This is a genomic window from Rahnella sp. P4_A8 (genome assembly GCF_056402435.1).
Genome location: NZ_JBFUHK010000004.1, coordinates 90,917 through 109,122 on the forward strand (window position 1 = coordinate 90,917; position 18,206 = coordinate 109,122).

Here is an 18,206-nt window from a genome sequence, read left to right on the forward strand (position 1 = left end):
TCTGGCATCTGATGCGCAGAGGGCTTTTTCTTTCCGGACATCGCTCAATGTCAGACGTTCGGGAATTCCAGTAGTTTGTTTAACGGTTGCGGTTTACCCACCAGATAACCCTGCATGTAATCCACACCCAGCTCGTGCAACGCGATTTTCTGTTCTTCAGTTTCCACATACTCCGCCACAATCGACAGATGCTTCATGCGCGCCACCTGACAGATTGACTGCACAATGTAGGCGTCCAGCGAATCAGTGAGCATATTGCGCACGAAGCTGCCGTCAATTTTCAGGATATCGGCCTGAATAGCCTTCAGACGACCGTAACTGGCGTAGCCCGTACCGAAGTCATCAATCGCAATGCGGCAACCGTAGGAACGCAATTCCCGCATCGCCAGGTCGGCATATTTCATGTTCTGCAGCAGATGGGATTCGGTCACTTCCAGCACGATCTGGAACGGTTCTACCTCATATTCCAGCATCAGCGTTTTAAAATCGCGGCTAAAGGTCGGGCGGCACAGCGTCGAGGGCGTGAAATTCACCGCAAAGCGCAGACTCGGCAAACGAACACGGTTCTGATTAATAAACATCAGTGTATGTTTCAGCACCCACATATCCAGCTGATACGACAAACCGAACTCATGCACCACCGGCAGGAATTTATCCGGTGTGATCAGCGTTCCTTCTGCGCTGTCAGACAGACGCAGCAGGATTTCATGATAACTGTCGCCACGCACCCCGAAGATCGGTTGCGCCATCAGCACAAAGCGATCGTCATCCAGTGCCCGCTGAATTTTATGCAGCATGTCGACTTTTTCTCTGATCTCCAGTTGTACCTGACTGTGGTCGTTTTTATTGGATTCCGGCTGCCCGGTGGTCAGGGAAACTTCAGCAATACCGCTCAGTTCGCCCAGCAAAATCGGCAGATGTTCCACTGGCGAATACACGGTACAGTACGATAAGCCTATATTGGGATGCAGCGGCAAGCCGTTCCAGATCAGGCGGAAATCTTCCAGATAGTCATGCAAATTCTGCAATTTTTTATCCGAATATTCGCAGTTAAGCCGCAAGACCAGATCATAACCCGGTAAATGATAAACCCGCTCACCCGGTTGCAGATAAGGCTTCAGCCCGTGGGCCAGTTGTTGTTTAAACTGGATACGCAACTGCATGCCGTAGTTACGGCTCAGCACGTCCATGTCGGAAACACGGATAAAACACAGCATGGAACGCGGATAGCTCGCCAGATCGCGGTTGAAGGCACGCAGGTTTGGCAGACCAAACACCGGATCCTGCAATGCGGCGGCGCTGGATTTTTTCATCAGCAGACGCTGACGTGAGGCGATGGCCGCCATCAGCAACAACGTCATCGTATAGACCAACATCAGGGCGGACACGAACACCAGATTATGAACAAAGCCGTGTTCGGAGATAAACCCCTGATAAAATTCAAATAACACAGTCAGGGTGACGGTCCAGACGATACTGATAAAGTAATAACCGTAGCGCCAGGCTCCAAACAGCAATACCGGAAACAGTAGCGTCAGCGTGTAATCGCTGAGTAAAATCTTCATGAACGGTTCACTCAGCCCCGGCAGGCACAACAACGTGACCATGACCCCCAGAACCGCAAACCACAGCATAATCTCAGCAAACTTCACGCCTGGTGCCATTTCCTGACGCAACCTCGTGCAGACCACACGTAAATAATGCGGCTTGCGGATAATGCGTATCACCAGATAAATCACATGCGAGTTAAGCAGAATACCAAGGACCATCCCCTGTAAATTGACCAGGGTCCTGAGCGTGAAAAAGTCCCGCGTCGCCATGCCGAGATAATCGGGCAGCAATCCGCTTTCAATCACAATTTGCAGCACGATGACTAAGAATAATGTCAGGAAAATCAGCAACCAGCCTACCCGGGCTTTCGCCAGATTCATCAGACCGAGCGGTGCGGACCAGCGACTTCCCGCCTGCCAGCGATAGCCCAGCCAGGCCAGAGACAGCGCGGCGAAATAAATCACCGTCATCAGCATCCCCATCTCGAAGCCAATCCGCAGGTAATAGCGCAGGAAAAGCGTCAGGACGATGCCCGGCAATGCGGCCCAGTCAAATACCATCAGCAACGCGACGCAGGTCGCCATCGGCATATAAATGAGATAAGTACGGCCATCCGGCAGGGAAATCATCGGAGAAAGCCACGAGGTCACCGGGATCAGCACCAGAGCAAAAATCGCAGGAAGGCCCCACCATTTATGGCGCATGTCTTGCCAGGAAAATTTTTTACGCATCAAGTCCATCTAAGTTTTGCGCATGAACTTCATGCTGCAGTGAAGGGTTCAGGGTGTAATAGACATCAGACAGACAGTCCGATGACGATGGCCACAGGTTCCGTCCTCAATTATCGTTGTAAAAACGTCATCTCACAGAAAAAACGCAGAAGAAAAAAGAATACAGCGGAGGCCGGGATATAAATTTTAAAATATGGCTGGATTCTAATGTGACTTATCTTAAATCCCTTGATGCATATCAATAAACACAATCTTTGTGATTTGACAAAAATTCATCTCAGACAAATTCATCGCGTGATGCATGAAATAAAATTTTTTTGGCAATTTCATGCGATCCTTCTTAAGGAGAACGAAAAGTCTTAGGTTTGATGGATTTATACCCCTTTAAACCGCGCGTTTGCCCTTAATCCGATTATCTGGCTGCCTGTTTAGATGTGTTATATATTGTAAACGTTATCATTTGCACACCTTCATTCCTTCACCGGAGCAACGATTTACTTAAGCGATTAAATTATGTCTCGAAAAACCAACATCAGAATGACGAAAATCGTTTTAGCGATAAGCTTCATTATTTTGTTCGGGCGTCTGGTCTACTCCGCTATCGGTGCGTATTCACATCATCAGAATCAAAAACAAACCCGGACCGATACGCAAACTGTGGAGTTACAGGAACAGACTCCGGCAAAAACCTGTACCGGCACGCTGAAAACCTGTCGTTACTCAAAGGACTAAGGATCACAAATGTCTGGTGGAAAACCAAAGAATTACGGCCAGAAACTGGCTGAAAGCCGCAGCAGGATCCTCGATCTCCTTCTGAACACCGATGACCTCGCCGACAGTATTCTGGGCGAGGAACCTGATGTTGATGACGTCACCCGCGCACAACTGATGGACAACACCGCCGAGCTGACCTCGCGGGTACAAAGTCTTCACGCGGCGGACGTTGCGGACGTACTGGAAGCACTGCCGATCCGTGAGCGTCTGGCGTTATGGCGGCTGGTCGAACCCGCTGCACGCGGTAAAGCGCTGGTGGAAGTCTCAGAAACCGTCTGGGACAGTCTGATCGAAGAAATGAGCGATAAGGATTTGCTCAAAACCATGTCACTGCTGGATGTGGACGATCAGGTTTATCTGGCGGAGTATCTGCCCCGCGACCTGATTGGCCGCGTACTGACCTCACTGGATCCCCGCCAGCGAGAGAAAGTCCGCGAAGTGATGAAATTCAGCAAAGAATGCGTTGGCCGTATCATGGATTTCGAGTTGCTGACCGTTCGCCCGGATGTCTCACTGGGCACCGTTCAGCGCTTTCTCCGCTCACGTAAGTCAATTCCGCAGGCAACCGATAAAGTCTTTATTACTGACCGGAAAAATACGCTGCTTGGCGAATTGCCGCTGACCACGATTTTATTGAACGCGCCGCATACGCTGGTTTCCGACGTGATGATCACCGATCTCACCAGTTTTGAACCGGAGGACAAAGCCGAAGACGCCGCCAGCGCGTTCGAACGTTATGACCTGATCACCGCAGCCGTCGTGGATAAAAAAGGTAAACTGATGGGCCGCCTGACGGTGGAAGAAATCGTCGATTTCGTCAATAACGACACCGACAGTAACTTACGCCGCATGGGTGGCTTAAGCCCTGAAGAAGATGTTTTCTCGCCGGTAACCAAAGCCGTGCGTAACCGCTGGGCGTGGCTGGCCATCAATCTGTGTACGGCGTTTGTGGCTTCCCGTGTGATCGGCCTGTTTGAACACACGATTTCGCAGCTCGTTGCGCTGGCCGCGCTGATGCCCATTGTCGCCGGTATCGGCGGAAATACCGGCAATCAGACCATCACCATGATTGTCCGCGGGCTGGCGCTGCACCATGTTCAGCTCGGCAATCTGAAATTCCTGATGTTCAGGGAGCTGGGCGTGGCGCTGATCAACGGCCTCGTCTGGGGCGGATTAATGGGGATTGTCACCTGGCTGCTCTATGGCAACTGGGAGATGGGCGCGGTGATGACGCTGGCGATGGTGCTAAATTTACTGCTGGCCGCGCTGATGGGTGTCGTCATCCCCCTCACCATGGTACGCCTGGGCCGCGACCCTGCGGTCGGATCCAGTGTGATGATTACCGCGCTGACAGACACTGGCGGATTCTTCATTTTCCTCGGCCTTGCCACCATTTTCCTGCTTTAACAAAATGAATTCCGGCTTTCTGGCCGGAAAATTCGTTATCTATTACAGCGTAATGTAGAATTTATATTAATCATTAGCGCTGATTTTCCGGTACTCATTAACCCCTGCCGCAGTTCGCCCTGCGGTAGTGCATTGATAACATTAATCAATAAGTATCACTGCGACTGCCTGCAACGCTCCGTCAGCCAGAAAAAGGTTTTCACCGTGGAAAATAGCAAGCCGCCCTCAACTGGGGCTAATCGGGCAAACTGGACATCCTGCTTACTTTTAGGCATCTCAACCTGCCTGCTGGCCTTTGCCTGTTTGAGTATCATTCAGAAGTCGTCCAGCCTCGCCGGATTGTGGCTACCGACAGCATTGCTGATCCCTGTTTTATTCCACCATCGCTATCGCGACTGGATCCCGCTGCTGTGCGCCGCCGCACTGGGCATCGCGGCATCACATACGATCCTCGGTACGCCCTTCTTTCGCTATCTGCCTTATCTGCTCAACAACCTTATTGAGGCTTCTCTGTGTGCGGATTTATTGCGCAGAATATTGCCGGCGCAGGATCCGCTTTCGGGGCTGAGTTCCTGGATGAAATTCCTTTTCGTCGCGGTGATCTTCTGCCCGCTGGTCAGCGCGTTAATCATGCTGTTGTTTATTCTGCATGTTCATTCTCCGGCAGAATTACAAAGTCGCTTTACCACCTGGTTTATGTCAGAAGCCGTGGCGATCCTCGCGCTCACGCCGCTGGGGCTTATCTACCATCGCGGCTACCTGGTTAAACTGATCACCTCGCCGCGTCTTTTCGGACTGCTTCTGACGTTGATCCTGACGCTGGCGGCCGGTTTTCTGGCCCTGAAATGGCTGCCTTACACTTTCGCCTTTATCACCATTCCGCTGTTATCGGCCGCCATCCGTTTACCCCGTATGGAATCGTTCATCATTTTCCTCTCGATGACACTGATGATTGCGTTACTGCATACCAGCGGCATTATTTCCGTTCAGCCGCACCTGGCGGATCAGCTCCCTCAGGGATTGATTTTCCTGCCGCTGCTATTGATTCTGATGCCTGCGAATGCCATGGCGATGGCAATGCATGCGTTGCGTACTGAAAAATCTCACATCACGCAAAGTGAAAATCGCTTCCGAAACGCCATGGAATATTCCGCAATTGGCATGACGCTGGTATCACCGGAAGGCAAGCTGCTGCAGGTGAACAAAGCCCTGTGTCATCTGCTGGGTTATGAGGCGGAATATCTGACCACCCTGACGTTCCAGGAAATTACCTATCATGAAGATCTGGGCAAAGACCTGGCGCTGTTGCAGCAATTGCTGAACGATGACATCCAGAGTTACACCCTGGAGAAACGTTATCTGCGCCGCAGCGGAGAAGTTATCTGGGCATTCCTCGCCGTATCTCTGGTACGTGATGAACACCATAATCCGATGTATTTCATTTCTCAGATTGAAGATATCAACGAGCTTAAACACACCGAAATGACTAACAAGCGCCTTTCGGAAGCGCTGCATGAAGAAAAAGAGCTGCTGCATATCACGCTGAATTCGATCAATGAAGCGGTGATCTCCACCGACCGGAATATGAATATCACTTTCATGAATCCGGTCGCAGAGAAAATGACTGGCTGGAAAGAACAGCAGGCGCAGGGGCAACCGGTAGGCCGCATCGTGCGCATCAGCAAAGGAGCGGGAGGGCCGCTTATCGACGATCTTTTGCAGTTTGATATCAATGAAAATCTGCACTCTTCCGTTGAGCGTTCGCTGGTTCTGCACGGCCATCACACGGCTTTGTTTGATGTTCAGCTGGCAGTGTCACCGCTGCGCACCCTGAAAGACGAACCGATTGGCATTGTGCTGGTGCTACAGGACGTCAGTAAATCCCGCGAACTGATGCGAAAACTCAGTTACAGCGCCTCTCACGATTTACTCACCGGGTTGTCGAATCGTGGCAGTTTCGAATCGAGCCTGAAAAAAGCGCTGAATCTGACTGCAACGCAACGTCAGCCTCACGGTCTGGCGTTTATCGATCTGGATCATTTTAAAGCGATTAACGACACCGCAGGACATGCTGCAGGGGATGAACTGCTGCGCCAGATCAGCGCACTGATGCAGGAGAACATCCGCAACAGCGACCGGCTGGCAAGGCTGGGCGGCGATGAATTTGCGCTGATCTTATTTGATTGTCCTCAGGAAGAAGGGCTGGCAACGCTGCAGCATCTGGTGGACAAAATCAACGATTTCAAATTTATCTGGGAAGGAAATGCCTACCGGATCGGAGCCAGCGCAGGAATGACGCAAATAAACGATGCGAACATCACCGGCAGCGAATACATGGCGCAAGCGGATATGGCCTGCTACATCGCCAAACACAACGGACGCGGGCGGGTTTATAAATATGAACCGGCGCAAAAAACGGCCACTGCACATACCAGCGGTGCCATCCCCCCTGAAGACCATCAGTCTGGCACAGAAGTGTCACGTTAATCCCCGCCTACGGCGTGCCCGGCTGCCACTCATTATTGAACCACAAATGCAGCGTGGCGTAGGTGCGCCAAGGTTTCCAGACTTCGGCATAGCGGGCTATCTTCGCGGGCGTCATGCCCGGAAAACGCTGTTTAATCAGATAGTCACCGCCGAGAAAAATATCAGGCGCAGACCAGGCGCGCATTGCCACATAACTGGCAGTCCAGTTGCCAATCCCCGGCATCGCCTGCAGCTGTTTTATTCCGTCCTGCACATCGGTGATGTCATCCAGCGGCAAGCGCCCCTCATCCACTGCCTGCGCAATATTAATCAGACACGCTGCACGTTTGGCCTGCACACCAATACCCCGTAAATCGTCTACCGTTAACTGCCCGATGGCCGCTGCAGACGGAAACAAATGCGTCAGCGCGGCAAACGGCGTACGCACCGGTTCGCCCCATTTTTCAGTCAGCCGCGTCGCCAGTGTCGCCGCCATTTTCACGCTCACCAGTTGCCCGAGGATCGCGCGCACCATCAGTTCAAAACGGTTGACGCAGCCCGGCAGGCGTAATCCCGGCGCATTGTCAGCCAGTCCCCCCAGCCCCTCGGCGATAAGCGTGGGTTGCGCGTCCAGATCCAGCAACCGCCGCACCCGGGCAACTATGTTCTCCGTGACCGGCGAAAGCGACGCCGACACTTCCAGCTCAACGCCATTTCGCTCAGGCAACGGACGCAACCGCAACCAGCCGGTCAGCCGTTCGCCGTGGTGCATCACCGCCAGCGTACGCTGGTAATATTCGCCATCCTGCTGTTCAACACCCTGCAATGCACGCGCGCCGAGAAATGCCGTCATCCATTGCCAGTCATACGGAGGCTGATAGGTCAGAAACAGGGTTGTCACAGCATGATCCTTATAAAAATGGCCCCCGGTTGGGAGCCATAATTCAGTATTAAGAACAAAAGAATAGACTATTTTCTACGCCAGGTGGTCCCTGCCGCGCCGTCTTCTAACACGATACCCATTTCATTGAGACGATCGCGCGCTTTATCCGCCATGCCCCAGTCTTTGCTGGCGCGGGCATCGTTACGCTGTTTAATCAACGCTTCGATTTCAGCCACTTCGTCATCGTTATCCGCCTGAGCACCGGATTTCAGGAACTGCTCCGGATCCTGCTCCAGCAGGCCAAGTACGCCTGCAAGTTGCCGCAGTTCCGCTGCCAGACCGTTGGCCGCAGACAGATCTTCCGTTTTCAGACGGTTGATGTCACGTGCCATATCGAACAACACGGAATAAGCTTCCGGTGTGTTGAAATCATCGTCCATAGCCGCACGGAAGCGCGTAACGAAAGCCTCACCACCGGCTGGCGTTGCAGCGGCATCAGTGCCGCGCAGTGCGGTGTACAAACGCTCCATCGAGGTACGCGCCAGTTTCAGGTTCTCTTCGCTGTAGTTTAGCTGGCTGCGATAGTGACCCGACATCAGGAAGTAACGCACGCTTTCAGCGTCATAATATTTCAGCACATCGCGCACGGTGAAGAAGTTATCCAGTGATTTGGACATCTTTTCGCGGTCGATCATCACCATGCCGGAGTGCATCCAGGTATTCACATACGGGCCGTCATGGGCACAGCTTGACTGCGCAATTTCGTTCTCGTGGTGCGGGAACATCAGGTCAGAACCGCCGCCGTGAATATCGAAATGCGCACCGAGCTGTTTGCAGTTCATCGCGGAACATTCGATATGCCAGCCCGGGCGACCTTCGCCCCACGGAGATGTCCAGCTCGGTTCGCCCGGCTTGGACATTTTCCACAGTACGAAATCCATCGGATTGCGTTTCACGTTGGCTTCGACTTCGACGCGCGCACCCGCCTGTAACTGATCCAGATCCTGACGGGACAACAGTCCGTAATCCGGATCACTTTCCACCCAGAACATCACATCACCGTTCGACGCGACATAGGCGTGGTCACGGTCAATCAGCTTCTGCACGATATCGATAATTTCGTGAATGTGCTGCGTGGCGCGCGGTTCGGAGTCCGGCGGCAGAATGTTCAGTGAAGCAAAATCAGCATGCATCTCGGCGATCATACGGTCGGTCAGCGCCATAAACGTTTCGCCATTTTCAGCGGCACGTTTAATGATTTTATCGTCGATATCGGTGATATTGCGCACGTATTTCAGGTCATAACCGAGGTAACGCAGGTAACGCGACACCACGTCGAAAGACACAAAGGTGCGACCGTGGCCGATATGACACAGGTCGTAAACAGTGATCCCACACACGTACATCCCGACTTTACCGGCATGAATTGGCTTGAATTCCTCTTTTTGGCGACTCAGGGTATTAAAAATCTTCAGCATCAGGCTATTCCGTGTGTTGGGCGTAGAAAATGACGTTGGCGCGTTTAAGCGACACTAACGCGTATAATATAACGAAAATGATTTCACCGAAACGGCATAAGGCCGCCGGACGGGCTTTAGTCGTCACAAAGCCGCTGCTGACGGCAACTTTTGAGTTATGGTATAAGAAAAGGCTATAGTAGCCGCTCTTACTAAGAGCACACATCAACATTAGCAGGATGATAATTATGGTCACTTTCCACACCAACCACGGCGACATCGTCATTAAAACTTTCGCTGACAAAGCGCCAGCCACGGTTGAAAACTTCCTGAACTATTGCCGTAAAGGCTTCTACGACAACACAATTTTCCACCGTGTGATTAACGGTTTCATGATCCAGGGCGGCGGTTTTGAGCCAGGCATGAACCAGAAAAACACCGATGCGCCTATCAATAACGAAGCAGACAACGGCCTGAAAAACACCAAAGGCACGCTGGCGATGGCGCGTACCAACGATCCGCATTCCGCCACGGCACAGTTCTTCATCAACGTAACTGACAACGACTTCCTGAACCACAGTGGCAAAAACGCACAGGGTTGGGGCTACTGCGTATTCGCAGAAGTGGTTGAAGGTCAGGACGTGGTTGACGCGATCAAAGCCGTCAAAACCGGCCGCAGCGGTATGCACCAGGACGTTCCAAAAGAAGATGTTGTGATCAAAAGCGTCACAGTCAGCGAATAATCAACGTCGGGATGACCACGTTTTTTATCGCAGATATCCATCTTTGCGCACAGGAACCGGCAATCACTGCCGGTTTTCTGCGTTTTCTACGTGAAGATGCGCCGCAGGCCGACGCCCTGTACATTCTCGGTGACCTGTTCGAAGCCTGGATTGGCGATGATGATCCGCAGCCGCTTCACGCTGAAATCTCGGCGGCCCTAAATCAGTTACACCAGCAAGGTGTGCCCTGCTTCTTCATTCACGGCAACCGCGATTTTCTGCTCGGCAGACGTTTCGCCCGCGACAGCCTGATGACGTTGCTGCCGGAGAAAAAAGTGCTGGAACTGTATGGCCGCCGCGTCCTGATCCTGCACGGTGACACGCTGTGCACCGACGATGTCGCGTATCAGAACTTCCGCAAAAAAGTCCACAATCCGCTGATCCAGAAACTGTTCCTGATGCTGCCGCTGAAATGGCGACTGGGCATTGCTGCCAGAATGCGCGCCAACAGCAAGGCGTCGAATCAGGGCAAATCACTGGAAATTATGGATGTGAACCCGCAGGCGGTGGTCAGCGAAATGCAGATGGCAGGCGTGGAGTGGATGATTCACGGTCACACCCATCGTCCGGCAATTCACGATGTGCCGCTGGAAAATAAAACCGGCCACCGCGTGGTACTCGGCGCATGGCACGAAGAAGGCTCGATGGTGAAAGTCACCGCCGATAACGTCGAGCTGATCAGCTTCCCGTTTTGAGTCACCTCAAAGTTACCCAAAATAATTTGAGTTGCTGGAAGGCGACAAGCTCATGAATCCCTGGGAGCTTAGCTGACTAAGTGACCGGGGTGAATGAGTGCAGTCAACGCATCAGCAGCCCGAAGTATGAAGGGTAACGGGTACGCCTGAATGGAAGCGGAATTGTTCGTCCGGCGTGAGGATCAGTTCCGCTTCAATTCTGCCAAACTCCTCTACCCGCTCACTGATATCCGTTCCGGCATATTGCTCCGCCAGCGCCAGATAATCGGCAAAATGCCGTGATTCTGAACGCAGCAATGAGTTGTAAAAACGCGACAAGGTTTCGTCGAGATGCGGCGCAATTTTGGCAAAACGCTCACAGGATCGCGCTTCTATGTACGCCCCGATAATCAGCCGGTCGACCAGAATATTCAGATCATCGTGATGACGGGTATGTTTGATCATACCGCTGGCGTAGCGCGAGGGGGAAAGCTGGGTATAAGTAATATTGCGCTTTTGCATGATTTCCACCACTTGTTCGAAGTGATGAAGCTCTTCACGCGCCAGACGCGCCGCACAAAACAGCAGCTCGGTGCGATCCAGATATTTGGTCATCAGGCTCATCGCCGTGGCCGCCGCCTTCTTTTCACAGTTAGCGTGGTCGATCAGCATCACCGTCTGATTTTCCAGCGCCACATCCACCCACAGAGCGGGTGTTTCACAGTGAAGAAAATCATAAATCGGTGCCAGTAAAGCCTGCGTCATAAATCAGTTTCCAATGAAGTTTATCATTAATATATTGGTTTGGATTATACAAATCTGCCGTCAACTTCTCATCAAAAATGCGCCGTTTTCCGGCGACGCAACCGTTTTCCTCCCTCACGGAGCGTGCTATCATTTGCGCCCTCGCAGTTTCTATTTCCGAATCACAGGAGCTTTACAGACATGTCATCCAACGTTACCCCGGCAAAAATCGCCATCGTTATGGGGTCTAAAAGTGACTGGGCGACCATGCAGTTCGCCGCCGACGTCCTCACAACGCTGAATATTCCTTTCCATGTCGATATCGTCTCCGCTCACCGTACGCCGGACAAATTGTTTACTTTCGCTGAGCAGGCTTCCGCTAACGGTTTTGATGTGATCATCGCGGGTGCCGGTGGCGCAGCGCATTTACCGGGCATGCTGGCGGCGAAAACGCTGGTGCCGGTGCTGGGCGTGCCGGTACAAAGTGCTGCACTCAGTGGCATCGACAGTCTCTATTCCATCGTGCAAATGCCGCGTGGTATTCCGGTCGGTACGCTGGCGATCGGTAAAGCCGGTGCCGCAAACGCCGCATTGCTGGCGGCACAGATTCTGGCGTTGCACGATGCTGAGATTGCCAAAAACCTGGCCGCGTGGCGCACCGCACAAACTGACGAAGTGCTGAATAATCCCGACCCGCGGGAGGAAGCATGAAACCGGTTTGCGTACTCGGAAACGGCCAGTTAGGCCGAATGCTGCGTCAGGCCGGTGAACCGCTGGGCATCGCCGTCTATCCTGTCGGCCTTGATGCTGAACCGGAAGCCGTGCCGTATCAGCAAAGCGTGATCACCGCTGAAATCGAACGCTGGCCGGAAACGGCACTGACCCGCGAACTGGCGACGCACAATGCGTTCGTTAACCGCGACATTTTCCCGCGTCTGGCCGATCGCCTGACGCAAAAACAGTTGCTCGACCAGCTCGGTCTGGCGACTGCGCCGTGGCAATTGCTGGCCGATGCCGCCGAATGGCCGCAGGTATTCTCCCGGCTTGGCCAACTGGCGATTGTGAAACGTCGCGTCGGCGGGTACGACGGCCGGGGTCAGTGGCGTCTGCGTTCTGGTGAAGAAAATACGCTGCCGCAGGATTGCTATGGCGAATGCATCGTTGAGCAGGGTATCAACTTCTCCGGTGAAGTTTCGCTGGTGGGCGCGCGCGGTCACGATGGTAAAACCGTGTTTTATCCGCTGACCCATAACCTGCATCAGGACGGCATTCTGCGCACCAGTGTTGTGCTGCCGCAGCCGGATGCCGCCCTGCAACAGCAGGCAGAAAACATGCTGTCGGCGATCATGAACGAACTGAATTATGTCGGCGTGATGGCAATGGAGTGTTTCGTGGTCAGCGAAGGTTTGCTGATCAATGAGCTGGCACCGCGTGTGCATAACAGCGGGCACTGGACACAGAACGGCGCCTCTTACAGTCAGTTTGAAATGCATCTGCGCGCCATCCTTGGTCTGCCGCTGCCGAAACCGGTGGTGAGCACACCGTCAGTGATGGTGAATCTGATTGGCACGGATGTGTCAGAAAAATGGCTGAGCCTGCCGCTGGTCAATCTGCACTGGTACGAGAAAGACGTGCGTCCGGGTCGTAAAGTCGGACACCTGAATCTCAACGACGCCAGCGTCCGCCTGCTGAAAGACAATCTCAACGCACTGGTCCCGATGCTGCCGGAAGAATACGCCAGCGGGATTGAATGGGCAGTTGAAAAGCTTTGATTTGATCGGCTCCCTCCCCTGCGAAGGGGAGGGTTGGGGTGGGGTATTAAGGTCAAAATCTCATAGTTAAAGTGTGCTTTGACAAACAGTTAGCCATTAAAACCCCCTCCCTGCCTCCCCCTTCGCAGGGGGAGGAGTTTAGAAACTACGAGTCGTATTGCCGGAACAACGCCCGCCCCCGCAGCAACCGCACACCCAGCCAACCGCCGCAAACCGACAGCAGCACCGCGCTGACCACCGGTACCGCAATCCACATCAGATAATTCGGTTCCCATGGGAAATCGAAAACCTGGCGTTGCAGTAGCCACAATGCAGCTTCCGCGCCGATGGCGGCGGCGATCCCCGCCACCAGCCCGAGCACGGCAAATTCACACCACAATGTCCGGTGCAGCATTTTTTTGCTGGCACCCAGCGTGCGGTAAACAATCAGCTCCTGACGGCGCTGACGCATGCCGACCTGAATCTGCGCCAGCAGCAGCAATCCGCCGCACAGCATCACCAGGATCACCATCACTTCCAGCGCCCGACTCACCTGCTGTAATACCTGGCCGACCTGACGCAGGATCGAGCCGATATCCAGCAAACTCAGCGTCGGGAACTGACGGTTAAGCTGCGTGATGGTGCTGACATCACCGTGATAACGGAAGCTGGTCAGCCAGCTTTGCGGTTGTGCATCCAGCGCACCCGGCGGGAAGATGAAGTAGAAATTCGGCTTCAGGCTGTCCCAGTCCACTTTACGCAGGCTGGTGATTTTGGCGCTGAATTCCTGCGTATCACCGCTGAACGTGACGGTATCGCCCAGCTTCAGTCCCAGACGCCCCGCCAGCCCTTCATCTACCGACACTTCACCGGCTTTCGGCGGTCCGTTGCCTGCAACCAGCGGATTGTGATCCGGCAGTCCCTGCATCCAGGTCAGATTCAGTTCACGGTTGACCGCCTCTCCCCCTGCGTCATCCGGTTTGATGATATCAGTGGCAACTTTGTCGTTAATCTTCGTCAGACGTACCCGCACAATCGGGTAGAAGGTTTCCGGTTGCGCGTTATGCTGATGCAGGAAATCCGTCACCTGCGGGATTTGGTCTTTGGTGATATTAAGCAGGAAGTAATTCGGGCTGTCCGGCGGCAGTTGTTGCTCCCAGCGATCCAGTAAATCCCCGCGCATCACCAGCAGCAACGCCAGCAACATAAATGACATCGAGAATGCCGCCAGTTGGCTGAGCGTCACCCACGGCTGACGCAGCAGACGGTTGACCGCCAGACGCAGCGGTAACTGACGGAATGTCAGCTTGCGTAACAGCAGCAGCGCCCCCCAGCCAATCAGACCAAGCAGCAGCGAAAGTACCAGTACGCCCGCCAGCAATGACCAGAGCAGCGAACTGCCGCCCATCAGCGCCGCCAGCAAACCCACCACTACCACAACCATCACCGGCAGGAAATAACGCAGCGGCCATACATTTGCCACCACATCATGGCGCAGCACCCGCAGTGGCTGGGTCGCAAGCAACTGGCGATACGGACGAATGCCGATCAACAGCGAGATCACCACCATCGCGCCCATCGACCACACCCACGGCCAGCCACCGGCAGGCGGTAATTCTGCCGGCAAAACCGGCGCCAGCACTTTCATCAGGATGGCTTCAAATGCCAGACCAACCACACTGCCGCACAACCCCGCCAGCGCCAGCACCGCCAGCCACTGACCGATAATCAGTTTTTGCAGCGCCTTTTTCCCGGCACCCAGCGTTTTCAGTACCGCAACCAGATCATAACGGCTGCGGCAGTAATGCCCCATCGACACGGCAATCGCGGCGATTGACAGCATCAGGGTCAGCAGTGCCGACAGCGTGAGGAATTGCTGAGAGCGCTGTAATGATTTGCCCAGCGCCCCGTCGGAATCCTCCATCCCGCTCCAGCGCTGATCAGGCTTAAGCAGACCTTTTATCGCTTCGCCGTAACTTTGAATCGCTTGCGGCGAACCGGCAAACATATAGCGATAGGTCAGACGACTGCCCGGCTGAACAGCCCCGGTTTTCGGCACGTCTTCCAGATTCATGATCACCCGGGGCGCAGTCTGGAACGGGTTAAAGCCCGAATCCGGCTCCTGAACAATCACACCGGCAATTTTCAGCGTGGTATCTCCGACATCCAGATTGTCGCCGACTTTTACGTTCAGCAGTGCCAGCAGGCGCGGCGCGACCAGCACCGTTCCCGGTTCAGGTTTCAGTCCTGCCGGTTCGGTTTGTAACGCGCCATACAGCGGATATGCCAGATCGGTGGCTTTCACCGCCGCCAGTTGCGGCGTTTCGCCGGCAAACGTCATGGTCATAAAAGAGAGCTGACGGCTGACTTTCAGCCCCTGCGACTGTGCATCCTGCAACCAGGCTTCCGTAATCGGATGCGCGGAACGCAGGACGCGATCCCCGGCGATAAACTCACGGCTTTGCTGACTCAGCCCTTTGTCCATGCGGTCGCTGATACTGCCAAGCGCCAGCACACAGGCCACTGCCAGGGTCAGCGCCAGCCAGACGATCAGCAGCGAAGGCGAACGCCATTCCCGCCAGAACCAGCGCCAGATCATGCTTCCTCCCATAATTTCCCGTCGCGCAGACGCAACCGCCGCTGACAGCGCGCCGCCAGCTGTTCGTCATGCGTGACCAGAATCAGCGTCGTTGCCGCATCGCGGTTCAGTGAAAACAGCAAATCGACAATACGCTCGCCGGTCACGCGATCCAGATTGCCGGTCGGCTCATCGGCAAACAATAATTTCGGCTTGCCGATGAATGCCCGCGCCAGCGCCACACGCTGTTGTTCGCCGCCGGAAAGCTGCGCCGGAAGATGATGCAGACGCCCGCCCAGCCCGAGACTTTCCAGTAACTGCACGGCCTGCTGACGACTGCTGCTGTCGCTTTCACCGCGCAACAACGCAGGAAGCTGGACGTTTTCCAGTGCGTTGAGTGTCGGCACCAGCATGAAAGACTGGAACACGAAACCGACATTTTTTGCCCGCAGCGCCGCGCGCCCTTCCTCATTGAGTTCGCTGAGGGATTTGCCCAGTAATTTCACATCACCCCGGGTGCCATCATCCAGCCCGGCAAGAATGCCCAGCAAGGTGGATTTACCGGAACCGGATTCGCCAATCAGGGCAATTGTCTGGGCAGGTTTGACAACCAGCTCCACACCGGACAGGATGGTGAGCTGACCTTCACCCTGACCGACGTGCTTACTTAGATGATGAACTTCAAGAACATTTTCCGCTGGCATCTCCCCTTCCTTATGTTGTTAGGATTATTGAGTTTTCGCGCCGTTGCTGCTGATAACTTGCTGATTATTGGCGACAGTTTGAGTGCAGTCTATCGCCTTCCGGTAGCCGAATCCTGGCCGACATTACTGAATAACACATGGCAAAAAGAAGGTGGCAAGCCCACCATAATTAACGCCAGTATCAGCGGCGATACCGCTGAACAAGGGCTGGCACGCCTGCCATCCTTGCTGCAACAACATCACCCCCGCTGGGTGCTGATTGAACTGGGCGCCAACGACGGATTGCGGGGTTTCCCGCCACAAACCCTTTCCCGGACGCTGCAACAGGTGATTGAACAGGTAAAACAGAGCAATGCCCAACCGTTGCTGATGCAAATCCGTCTGCCACCCAATTATGGCCGCCGCTACGGCGACGCGTTCTATGCCATTTATCCGGCGCTGGCAAAGCAGGAAAACATCCCGCTGGTGCCGTTCTTTATGGAGCAGGTCGCCGTGAAACCTGAATGGATGCAGGACGACGGTTTACATCCTGCGCTGGCAGCACAATCCTTTATTGCCGGATGGATGTCAGAAAAACTCACGCCGCTGCTGACGCATTAGGGTTAAAATACGACGAATAAAAATAATACCGGGACGTGAGTAAAACCAAGACGTTACCTTTTTCACCCGACTCCCTAGTAAATCACAGTCATAAAAAATAGGGACACCTCACAGGTAAAGTTATGCAAAAAGCAGTATTAATCACCGGTTGTTCCAGCGGTATCGGGCTGGTTGCCGCACAGGATTTGCGCGCACGCGGTTATCGGGTACTGGCGGCATGTCGGAAAACGCAGGATATCGACACGCTGCAGCAGATGGGGTTTGAAACTATTCAGTGCGATCTTGATGATAAACAGAGCGTCGAACTTGCGGCCGCCGAGGTCATTGCGCTGACAGGCAACCGTCTGTATGGCTTGTTTAATAATGCGGGTTACGGCGTTTATGGCCCGCTCAGCAGCATCAGCCGTGAGCAGTTCGAACAACAATTTTCCACCAATTTATTTGGTACACATCAGCTGACGCAGCTTCTGTTACCCGCCATGTTGCCACACGGCGAAGGCCGTATTATCCAGACCAGCTCGGTGATGGGGCTGATCACTACGCCGCGCCGGGGCGTGTATGCTGCCAGTAAATTTGCACTGGAGGCCTGGTCCGACACACTGCGCATGGAGCTGCACGGCACCGGTATTCAGGTCAGCCTGATTGAACCCGGCCCGCTGAGCAGTAATTTCACCGCCAATGTGAGTCAGTCGCAGACCGACCAGCCGGTCGAAAATCCGGGTATTGCCCGTCGTTTTACACTCAAGCCGGAGGCGGTTTTGCCCAAACTGCACCATGCTTTAGAACATCCGCGCGCGCGCCTGCGTTATCCGGTCACACTGGTCGCCCATGCACTGACGGTGCTGAAACGCCTGTTGCCCGCGCGCGTGCTGGACAAAATATTACGCGGAAACAGCTAAGTAAAAGCGATACGGGGTTGAAGCGGCAAGAGTCGCCCCCATTTGTTCTTAAATACTTTAATTTTCTATACCCTAAATAATTCGAGTTGCGGGAAGGCGGCAAGCTCACGAAGACCCGGGAGCTTAGATAACTAAGTGACCGGGCTGAATGAGCGCAGCCAACGCATCAGCAGCTCGAAGTATGACGGGTAGCGGAGAGACAGAA

15 protein-coding genes are annotated in these 18,206 nt (G+C 54.0%); 9 read left to right on the forward strand and 6 right to left on the reverse strand.

Going from position 1 to position 18,206, the window contains the following annotated elements; all coding sequences use genetic code 11:
- Positions 1-50 precede the first annotated feature (50 nt).
- Entirely contained in the window at positions 51-2,282 is a 2,232-nt protein-coding gene (locus AC1DUO_RS03765; RefSeq protein ID WP_240433003.1) for a sensor domain-containing phosphodiesterase, read from the reverse strand.
- A 513-nt stretch (positions 2,283-2,795) separates the two neighbouring features.
- Between AC1DUO_RS03765 and AC1DUO_RS03770 the strand changes: the two genes are divergently transcribed.
- The 3 genes from AC1DUO_RS03770 to AC1DUO_RS03780 all read left to right on the forward strand — a co-directional run bounded on the left by AC1DUO_RS03770 (position 2,796) and on the right by AC1DUO_RS03780 (position 6,950).
- Positions 2,796-3,014: a YfgG family protein gene (locus AC1DUO_RS03770; RefSeq protein WP_013576570.1), complete on the forward strand. Its 219-nt coding sequence runs from the start codon at positions 2,796-2,798 to the stop codon at positions 3,012-3,014.
- A 9-nt stretch (positions 3,015-3,023) separates the two neighbouring features.
- Positions 3,024-4,463, forward strand: coding sequence for a magnesium transporter (gene mgtE / locus AC1DUO_RS03775; RefSeq protein ID WP_015690293.1), 1,440 nt, complete (start codon positions 3,024-3,026; stop codon positions 4,461-4,463).
- Positions 4,464-4,667: 204 nt separating this feature from the next.
- A complete protein-coding gene (locus AC1DUO_RS03780; protein WP_119261872.1) occupies positions 4,668-6,950 on the forward strand; it encodes a diguanylate cyclase domain-containing protein in 2,283 nt (760 codons plus the stop codon).
- Between the two features lie 7 nt (positions 6,951-6,957).
- Here AC1DUO_RS03780 and alkA read toward each other — a convergent pair whose 3' ends face one another.
- Together alkA and cysS are read right to left on the reverse strand one after the other, a co-directional pair.
- The gene (gene alkA, locus AC1DUO_RS03785; RefSeq protein ID WP_119261873.1) at positions 6,958-7,830 is read right to left on the reverse strand and encodes a DNA-3-methyladenine glycosylase 2; all 873 of its coding nucleotides are present in this window, start codon (positions 7,828-7,830) and stop codon (positions 6,958-6,960) included.
- A gap of 68 nt (positions 7,831-7,898) precedes the next feature.
- On the reverse strand, positions 7,899-9,290 hold the full coding sequence (cysS, locus tag AC1DUO_RS03790; RefSeq protein ID WP_013576574.1) for a cysteine--tRNA ligase: 1,392 nt from the start codon (positions 9,288-9,290) through the stop codon (positions 7,899-7,901).
- A 227-nt stretch (positions 9,291-9,517) separates the two neighbouring features.
- Between cysS and ppiB the strand changes: the two genes are divergently transcribed.
- Entirely contained in the window at positions 9,518-10,012 is a 495-nt protein-coding gene (gene ppiB / locus AC1DUO_RS03795) for a peptidylprolyl isomerase B (RefSeq protein WP_013576575.1), read from the forward strand.
- 11 nt (positions 10,013-10,023) lie between these two features.
- Positions 10,024-10,746 (forward strand): UDP-2,3-diacylglucosamine diphosphatase, encoded by a 723-nt coding sequence (gene lpxH / locus AC1DUO_RS03800; protein WP_119261874.1) that lies wholly within the window; start codon positions 10,024-10,026, stop codon positions 10,744-10,746.
- Between the two features lie 111 nt (positions 10,747-10,857).
- Here lpxH and AC1DUO_RS03805 read toward each other — a convergent pair whose 3' ends face one another.
- Positions 10,858-11,490, reverse strand: coding sequence for a MiaE family protein (locus tag AC1DUO_RS03805; protein ID WP_119261875.1), 633 nt, complete (start codon positions 11,488-11,490; stop codon positions 10,858-10,860).
- Positions 11,491-11,670: 180 nt separating this feature from the next.
- Between AC1DUO_RS03805 and purE the strand changes: the two genes are divergently transcribed.
- Together purE and purK are read left to right on the forward strand one after the other, a co-directional pair.
- Positions 11,671-12,180, forward strand: coding sequence for a 5-(carboxyamino)imidazole ribonucleotide mutase (gene purE / locus AC1DUO_RS03810; protein ID WP_013576579.1), 510 nt, complete (start codon positions 11,671-11,673; stop codon positions 12,178-12,180).
- Positions 12,177-13,241 carry a 5-(carboxyamino)imidazole ribonucleotide synthase gene (gene purK / locus AC1DUO_RS03815; protein ID WP_119261876.1) on the forward strand — a complete coding sequence of 355 codons (1,065 nt, stop codon included), beginning with the start codon at positions 12,177-12,179 and terminating at the stop codon, positions 13,239-13,241. Before purE ends, purK begins: the two co-directional genes overlap by 4 nt.
- A gap of 145 nt (positions 13,242-13,386) precedes the next feature.
- On the opposite strand, the gene ybbP is transcribed toward purK, so the two are convergent.
- Positions 13,387-15,819 carry a putative ABC transporter permease subunit YbbP gene (gene ybbP, locus AC1DUO_RS03820; protein ID WP_119261877.1) on the reverse strand — a complete coding sequence of 811 codons (2,433 nt, stop codon included), beginning with the start codon at positions 15,817-15,819 and terminating at the stop codon, positions 13,387-13,389.
- Complete coding sequence (gene ybbA / locus AC1DUO_RS03825; protein ID WP_015690299.1) at positions 15,816-16,502, reverse strand: putative ABC transporter ATP-binding protein YbbA; 687 nt, start codon at positions 16,500-16,502, stop codon at positions 15,816-15,818. The genes ybbP and ybbA overlap by 4 nt, the downstream gene beginning before the upstream one ends.
- On the opposite strand from ybbA, the gene tesA reads away from it, so the two are divergent.
- Positions 16,473-17,102: a multifunctional acyl-CoA thioesterase I/protease I/lysophospholipase L1 gene (gene tesA, locus AC1DUO_RS03830; protein ID WP_015690300.1), complete on the forward strand. Its 630-nt coding sequence runs from the start codon at positions 16,473-16,475 to the stop codon at positions 17,100-17,102. The genes ybbA and tesA overlap by 30 nt on opposite strands.
- A gap of 122 nt (positions 17,103-17,224) precedes the next feature.
- A complete protein-coding gene (locus tag AC1DUO_RS03835; RefSeq protein WP_112197391.1) occupies positions 17,225-18,001 on the forward strand; it encodes an SDR family oxidoreductase in 777 nt (258 codons plus the stop codon).
- The last annotated feature ends 205 nt before the right edge of the window (positions 18,002-18,206 follow it).